This window comes from Brumimicrobium oceani, assembly GCF_003143775.1.
Classification (GTDB): Bacteria; Bacteroidota; Bacteroidia; order Flavobacteriales_D; family Crocinitomicaceae; genus Brumimicrobium; species Brumimicrobium oceani.
In genome coordinates, this window is record NZ_QFRJ01000024.1 from 1 (window position 1) to 7,510 (window position 7,510).

General features: G+C 32.3%; 6 protein-coding genes. 2 read left to right on the forward strand and 4 right to left on the reverse strand.

From position 1 onward, the window contains the following. The 4 genes from DIT68_RS15985 to erm form a co-directional block, all read right to left on the reverse strand. On the reverse strand, positions 1-1,013 hold a 1,013-nt coding region (locus DIT68_RS15985), incomplete at its 3' end, for an IS91 family transposase (RefSeq protein ID WP_109360832.1). After that, positions 1,010-1,852 (reverse strand): tyrosine-type recombinase/integrase, encoded by an 843-nt coding sequence (locus DIT68_RS15990; RefSeq protein ID WP_109360833.1) that lies wholly within the window; start codon positions 1,850-1,852, stop codon positions 1,010-1,012. The genes DIT68_RS15990 and DIT68_RS15985, both read right to left, overlap by 4 nt. 931 nt (positions 1,853-2,783) lie before the next feature. Further along, positions 2,784-4,010 carry an EreD family erythromycin esterase gene (gene ere(D), locus DIT68_RS15995; protein ID WP_023572056.1) on the reverse strand — a complete coding sequence of 409 codons (1,227 nt, stop codon included), beginning with the start codon at positions 4,008-4,010 and terminating at the stop codon, positions 2,784-2,786. A gap of 405 nt (positions 4,011-4,415) precedes the next feature. Beyond that, positions 4,416-5,216, reverse strand: a complete 801-nt coding sequence (gene erm, locus DIT68_RS16000; protein ID WP_109360834.1) for a 23S ribosomal RNA methyltransferase Erm — start codon at positions 5,214-5,216, stop codon at positions 4,416-4,418. Between the two features lie 364 nt (positions 5,217-5,580). On the opposite strand from erm, the gene DIT68_RS16005 reads away from it, so the two are divergent. Together DIT68_RS16005 and DIT68_RS16010 are read left to right on the forward strand one after the other, a co-directional pair. After that, positions 5,581-6,444 (forward strand): aminoglycoside 6-adenylyltransferase AadS, encoded by an 864-nt coding sequence (locus tag DIT68_RS16005; protein ID WP_003013318.1) that lies wholly within the window; start codon positions 5,581-5,583, stop codon positions 6,442-6,444. 156 nt (positions 6,445-6,600) lie between these two features. Then, complete coding sequence (locus DIT68_RS16010; protein ID WP_109360835.1) at positions 6,601-7,383, forward strand: hypothetical protein; 783 nt, start codon at positions 6,601-6,603, stop codon at positions 7,381-7,383. The last annotated feature ends 127 nt before the right edge of the window (positions 7,384-7,510 follow it).

Here is a 7,510-nt window from a genome sequence, read left to right on the forward strand (position 1 = left end):
GTTGGGTTTTCCTTAATAATTTCCGCTGTATTTTCTTCATTCAATAACCTTTGAAGTTCGGGTAGCTTTATCTTTTTCCAACTGCTGCTCAATATTCCGTAATGTCTAATTCGAGTAAAACCTTTTGGTAGAATATGCAAAGAAAAACGCTTTATAAAGTCGGAAGTATTGAGTGTTATGTCGTGTTTTTGTCCACCTTTCCTATAGTTTTTTGCTGAAAAAGTGACTGTTCGCTTGGCGTAATCAATGTTCTTAATTCTGTGATTTGAAATTGCGATTTTGTGGGTATATCTGCCAAGATATTCAATTACAAACTCAGGTTTAAAGAAAGGCTGTTTTGCATAAACGACCCATTTCTTGGAAAACACTTTATCATAGATGCTTTGCGGGATTTTCAACTCGCTTTTTCTAAGCAAAGCAATATACTTTGCCCGAAAAACGGTACTCATTGACTTCACATTAAATAAGTATTTTCCTTTACTTTTTGAAGACTTCCACTTATTGTTTTTGGTCACACCTCCGCCAGGAACTATACAATGCAAATGAGGATGGAGACTTAGGTTTTGTCCCCAACTATGCAATACAGAGATCATTCCCATTTTCCCTCCCAAGTGTTTTGGATTGTCTCCAAACTGCTGCAAAGTCTGCCAAGCAGCCTTAAACAAAGCTCCATAAATGATTTTGCCTTCTCTTAAAGCATATTCATTAAATTCTGATGGAAGCGTAAAAACGACATGAAAATAAGGAACTTCTAAAAGTTCATTTTCTCTTGCATTTATCCACTCTTCGCGCTTGTGTCCCCCGCAAGTTGGACAATGTCTATTCCTGCAGCTATTGTAACTGATGTGCAATTTATTACAACAATCACACTGATCAATGTGTCCGCCCATTGATTGTGTTCTGCATCTTCGAATAGCGTGTAATGTACGTAAATGCCAAGTTGTGGGAGCTAATTTGAAAAGTTGATTTTGCTCTAACTCAAGAACATCGGCAACTTTATATTTACTCTTCAAGTATTGTAAATCAGGTCTAGCGGACTGTATTTTTTTGAAGAACCTGAGTTTGAAACATGTAGATAAATCAAAGTTGTCTCTATTCGAGCATGACCCAAAAGGTCTTTTAGAGCAAGTAAATTTAAACCGCTTTCTAGTAAATGCGTAGCGTAAGAGTGTCTTAAAATGTGAGCTGTGATTTTCTTTGAAGTTCCTATTTTACTTCTGTTCTCTTTAATGACCCATTGTATTGCTCGAACTGTGATAGGTAGAGGTTTTCCATTATCAGTTACTTGACTATTAAAAAGATAAATAACTGGTTTTTCCGTTCGAATGTACTTTTGCAAACCTCTTGCTAAATGCTTGCTTAACGGAACAAATCTATCTTGTTTACCTTTTTGTTTCTTTACAAAAACAGTATTTCTGTCAAAGTCAACATCAGATAATTTTAAAGCACAAAGTTCATAGCTTCTCAGTCCACAGCCGTAAAGCGTGGCGATCATTAATCTATGTTTTAAATATTTTGGCGCATTGATCAATCTCTTTACTTCCTCTAAACTCATCACCACAGGAAGATCGTTTTGTCTTTTTATTTCAGGAAGTTGAACTTTATGACCATCCATTCCAAGCAATTTGTAGATCGCCCTTAGTCCATAAATCGTGTGTTTGAAAAAACTATCCGAGGGAGTATTATGTTGGTTTTTACAGTGAAAAAGATAGTCATCAATGGCTTCTTTATCTAGATGTTCTGGACTTTTATTGTAATGCAAGGCCAAATGTGCAAGGCATCTAGAATAGTTGTTCAAAGTGCTTTTTGACTTTCCATTAATCGAGAAGCTTTTGGTTAGTTTCTCGTGCAAGTCTTCAAAACCTGCAACCTCTAAAATTGCAATTTCAACGAGGGTTTTACTTTTTTTTATACATAATATTTGATTTAATTTGTATTCAAATATAGTAAATTGCTAATTTAGAGGGTGAGAGAAGCTTCCGACGTTAGGAGGATTCGTTCAACACTATATAAAAAACATAGGGGTTTGGAGGTTTTTAAAAGCTATAAAAGTCTACTAAAGACCGCCAAATAAAAATTTGGCTTTTAGACTATAAAAGATAAAATCAAAATGTTTATATTTGGCTTGAAGGTAGCTAAAAACCAACTGCCAACCGCTACCCTACGTTTCTTATATTAAACGTTATACTCCAGCAAAAAACAAATGTTTATGAAGCAGTAAAGCTTTGTCTTAGATAGGACTTAAAAAACGTATTACACTCTAAAAATTTCAAGTAGTTATAAATTTTACTCAAGTAAAATTTTACAAAAATGTAAGTACTGTTTTGATTCACTAATCTATCACTTTGGTCTTGCTGAAATGATTCCCACCAAAACGCAATAATAAAACAAGAAATTTTTTTTGGTTTTTAAGCGATTATTTCTTGTTCTTACCTTTCTGCTGGACTTGATTCGTAAAACTATTACTTCGGTCACGGTTGAATTGACTCGCACGAATTGATGAAACCTTTGATGAAAAAAAACCGGAGTATAACACTGGCTATAGTTTATTTGGGGTTTGGAGGTTACTTGAACTTACTGCTCTTAAAAAAGCCCGCCAAAAAATTGGTTTTGTTTGATAAAGTGATAAATTTACAAAGAAAACAATAGTTAGGCTATCAGTTAATTCGAAAGTGTAGTGCTTTCTAATCCCAAACAAAACTAAAGCCTAAACGTTATGTGAAAGAATAAAACGGCACCTCCAAAAAAGAAAGTACCGTTTCGAAATCAAATTTACATTATTCTCAATCCACTATTTCTGAAACAGTTGATTTTTCTATTAGGAAAATCCCATCAAAAGAATCTACTATTTCAGTTTTTAGATGTATAGAATCAAAACGAATCTTACTACAATTTTTTAATTCCTTACTTTTATTGATTATTAAACAGCATTCTTTTCCTGATAATTCCTGCATAAAAAATTCAACAGAATCCGACTCTGGAGAATCAAGTGGAAATTTATCAACCCTAAAACCAAATTGATAATCATTATCAGGATACAATGCGGCAGTTTCTCCACGTAGATTAGTTATTGCAAATGCTTTGTATTTTTCTCCAAAAGTCATCGAAAGTCTTTGCCCCATTGGATAACAACTAATAAATCCGTCAAAATCGACCGGAGTTTTTTGAATGTGAGCATTGTGGGCAACTAAAATAATCTTTTTACCAAGTGAATTTTTCAAAAACCAATCAATACTTTCTGCCATATACTGGTCTTTTGCTCCCATATCTCCCTCAATTCCCTTTTCAGTAATGAAGCTTTCCATAGCATCAGCATTATAATTCATATAAATCAAGCCTTTAACTAGATGAAGTATCGATTGAAACTCTAAACTTTCCAGTTTTGGTTGAAGAGTGACCAAACGAATGTAAACTTTTAATAGCAATGCTTTTAATTCATTATGTTCTGCTTCGTCAAAAAGCGATAAATTTAACGCAAGCTGAGAAGTCGAATAGAAATCAAATTTTTCAGCAAGATTTAAAATCTTCTGTAAGACATCAGAAGAAACGATTGAAAGTCTTTGTAAATAATCAGACACAATGTGAAAGTTTGGAAAATAAGAACCTCCATTTTTAGGAATATCAACACCCAAAAAGGTAATTTGATTATTATTGTCTTGATTATACCGACGAAGCCATAGCAAAGTATCTTTAAACTCATTTGGATAATAAAAGTGTGACAGTAACTTATCCAAATCGTCGAATGGAATTTGTGATTTTATCCACTTATCAACTTCTAATCCTTCAGAAAAACCAAACTCAAATGCCAAGGTGTCAAAATCACATTCAGTTACTAAAAACTCAATAACTTGATGTCTGAATTTAAAAAACTCTTTTATAAAATGTGAGTTTTCGCCTAAACCAACAATTGTAGAAGAATCAAAATATTCTCGAAATTGAAAAAGACTTTGCTTTATAGATGTATTATTTTCCGAATTAAACGGAAAAGTTAAAGGTTTTATATTTTTCATTATTACCTTATTTTAAATTAAAAATTAACGTACTAAAAAGTAATCATCTCAAAAAAGACGATTTAATCATTTACTTTAATTTTTAATTACCAAGGCTTGCTGAAATACATAAAATGTGAATTATTTGAATACAAAGATACTAAAAATTCCTTCACATAACAGTGTATTGGCAAAAGACGGGGTGAATATTGTCTTTGAGAATTCAGTTAACAATATCCGCAAAAATGCTTTTCATATTTCTTTTTTTAGTAATTTAGAAATCTGAAAAAGCATTTTGCTCAGGTTCGGTCTTCCTTTGAAATTGTCAGCAAAGTAGCCCGTCCTTCGCCAATACTTTTTCCGTTGTGCGTCAGCTAAAAAAACAACATTGCTACACAGAAAATTTAAAAAACATCTACAGTATAGTTATGAAGGATGAAATTTTTCAGGAACAACTTTGAGCATTTCTAAAAAACAATTTTTCCATTGATTTGCAGACAAACAGACAATTTTGGAATTAAGGTCAACTCCAAATTTTTCTGAAATTGACCTAACTTGTTTTTTTCTAAAAATAGACTTCATAGCTGTTTTGACTGTTAAATCAGGTTTTTGTAACATATACGAAACAAAATTTAAGTACTTAACCTTAAGCCCAATATCTAATGAAATCTGTTTTCTTTCAATTCTCAAAAGTGCTGATTTGACAGTTGGTGGTGGCAAAAAACTTTCAGGATTTATCTCATACAGGAATTTCAAATCATAATAGGTATGATAAAGTACTGTCAATGGGTTATAAACCTTACTTGAAAACAATTTTTTTGCCGGTTCTGACTGAAGGATAATTGAACCGCATAGAAAATATTCGACATTTTCAAACATCAGACTACTAAAAATATCAGATGTTATACCAAAAGGAATATTTGAAACTACTTTAAATGGAACTTTCGGAACCACAAAATTTCTATAATCACAACTAACCACTTGAACGTTTTGAGCGTGAATGAATTTTTTGCGCAAATGTTGACTTAATGCAACATCGTTTTCAATGGCAATAACTTTATCGACATTTTTTAAGAGATGAACAGTTAGAAAACCCTTACCAGCTCCAATATCTAAAACTGTATCGTGTTGATTTATATTTGATTCTTTTATTGCATCTTTAATAAGCACTTTGTCAATAGTAAAGTGCTGACCCGTAAAACGAACGGGCAATTTCTTTTTTGTCATTATTTACTTCTTACAGGTGAATACTTGAATAGACGTTTTGTCTATACCAAAAAAAATAAGGATTTTTACTCAGGACTGCCTATCACTTGATAGAAGTCCATAACTTGATAAAACAAGACATAATGCAGAAATTGTAATTATTAGAGCACAAAGATATTAACTTTGCCTAGAATAACAAAGAATAAATTGAAAGAAAAAAAGCCGAACGCACAACATCGGCTATAGCAAATGCGGGCTAAGGTACTAGAATGAAAGTAATTACACAAAATAAACTAATCGCTAAACGGAAAGGCAAGTGCCTTGAAATCCCGCACTTGCCATAGCCGTAGCCGTTGTACGACATAGTAAAACCGAACCAAACAAAATGAAAGTCAGAGAAGAAAAGTTAAGAACAATTATAGAATGGTCGGAGAAAAACGAAGATGTAAGAGTTCTTCTTCTGACAAGTTCACTTGTAAATCCTTTAGCACTTGTTGACGAATTTAGTGATTTAGACATTGAATTTGTTTTTGAGGATAATACAAATTACATTTCAGACAAAAGCTGGACGCTTAAATTCGGAAATCCAATTGCTATGATTGAAGAAGACGAAAGTTGTTTTAACCATAAACACGCAATGAAAATGCTACTTTATGAAGACGGTGTGAAAGTAGATTTTAAACTTTACAGCAAATCAAAATTTATAAAGGAAACGCAAGAGAAAGAATTACCAGAAGATTGGGATATTGGTTATAAAATTTTAATTGATAAAGATGGTATTACAAAGCAAATGCTGAAACCAACTTATCAAATTTCCATTATCAAAAAACCGTCTGAAAAAGAGTTTCAAAATCTAATAAACGATTTTTGGTGGGACACAACTTACGTGGCAAAGTGTCTTGTGAGAGATGAAATATTCTATGCGAAATTTATGTCGGAAACCGTTATTCGCACAGAATATTTAATTCCTTTAATTGAATGGCACATTGCAAGTGAACACAATTGGAACATAACGACCAATAAATATGGACGGCTTTTCAAAAAGTATCTTAACCAGGAAATGTGGGCTAAAACAGAACAAACATTTTCAGGGAGCGATATAAAGGAAAATTGGACTGCTCTATTTTCAATGACTGATTTAGTTTCAGAAATAGGAACTGAATTGTCAAAAAAATTAGAGTACAAATACCCGGATAAATTAGAAAATGACATACGAAAATATTTAGCTGGACTAAAACCCAAAACATAACTACGTCGTACAACATCGTATTGGCAATAGGCGGGCTGAACGGCTTCGTATCAACGGAAGTGCAAAATTCAACTTCTGTTCTTCGATTAAAGTTCAGTGCTAAAAATCCCGCCCATCGCCAATACGCGGCACGTTGCCAGTAATTAAAACCAACCAATGAAAGACAAAGAATTTACTGACCAAGAAATTGACGATTTATTAAAGGAATACAGGACTTATACTAAAAAAGATTCCAAGTTAAGACTTTTAAAAAGTTTACTAAATTCATTAATGGTGTTAATGACGTTTCTCGTTGCTATTCTTACATTAATTTTAGTATTTAAAAATCAAAACCTTTCCATTGATGATAAATATTTCAATAAATCTATAAAATCGGATATTCAAAAAACTATAAAATCAAATGCAAGTTTAGATGTAGTCAAAAATATTTATACAAACAGAAAAGAATATTCACCAAGTTTAACGGATTTATTCAATAAAAGCAGTGACAAGGACAAATATCTTGCAGAGACACCATTGTCAGAAGTTTTAAGTGATATGAAAACTGATTACTTTCTGTCAGAAAAGCAGGATACAATCTACCTCAAAAAATTAGTTTCAATCATAGAAGCTCACGAAATTATTAATCCATTTGACAAACTTGAAGAAAATCAGAAAAATGATTTTGAAAATTTGAGATTTAAGCTTGGAGAAGAATATTCAAATGTTTCAACTGATGTAAATAGAATAACGGATGAACTTCATAATAAAAATCAATTAGTGGTAAAATATTTAGATAAATCGAATGTTAGTTTTTTAATTTCAGTCGTAGCTTTAATAATCACGATACTACTCTCTTTTTATCAAATATACCAGAATAGAAAAGAAAGATTACTTGCAATCTTGAGCGAAGTTATTAGTACAAGAAATAAGGAAAACAAAGAAAAAAAGGAAAAATAACTACTGGCAACAACTAAGTATTCGGCTTGCCGATAGGCCAAAGCTGAATACCCTGTTGACGAATCCGGTTTCTCCTTATGGGGAAAACGATTTAACACCTTATTTTTGAAAGCTTGATTTGGTGGTC

What these genes read in the sequence shown, in the direction of transcription:
- erm (WP_109360834.1), bottom strand. Translation starts at nt 5,216, where the DNA reads ATGACAAAAAAGAAATTGCCCGTTCGTTTTACGGGTCAGCACTTTACT.
- DIT68_RS16010 (WP_109360835.1), top strand. Translation starts at nt 6,601, where the DNA reads ATGAAAGACAAAGAATTTACTGACCAAGAAATTGACGATTTATTAAAG.
- DIT68_RS16005 (WP_003013318.1), top strand. Translation starts at nt 5,581, where the DNA reads ATGAAAGTCAGAGAAGAAAAGTTAAGAACAATTATAGAATGGTCGGAG.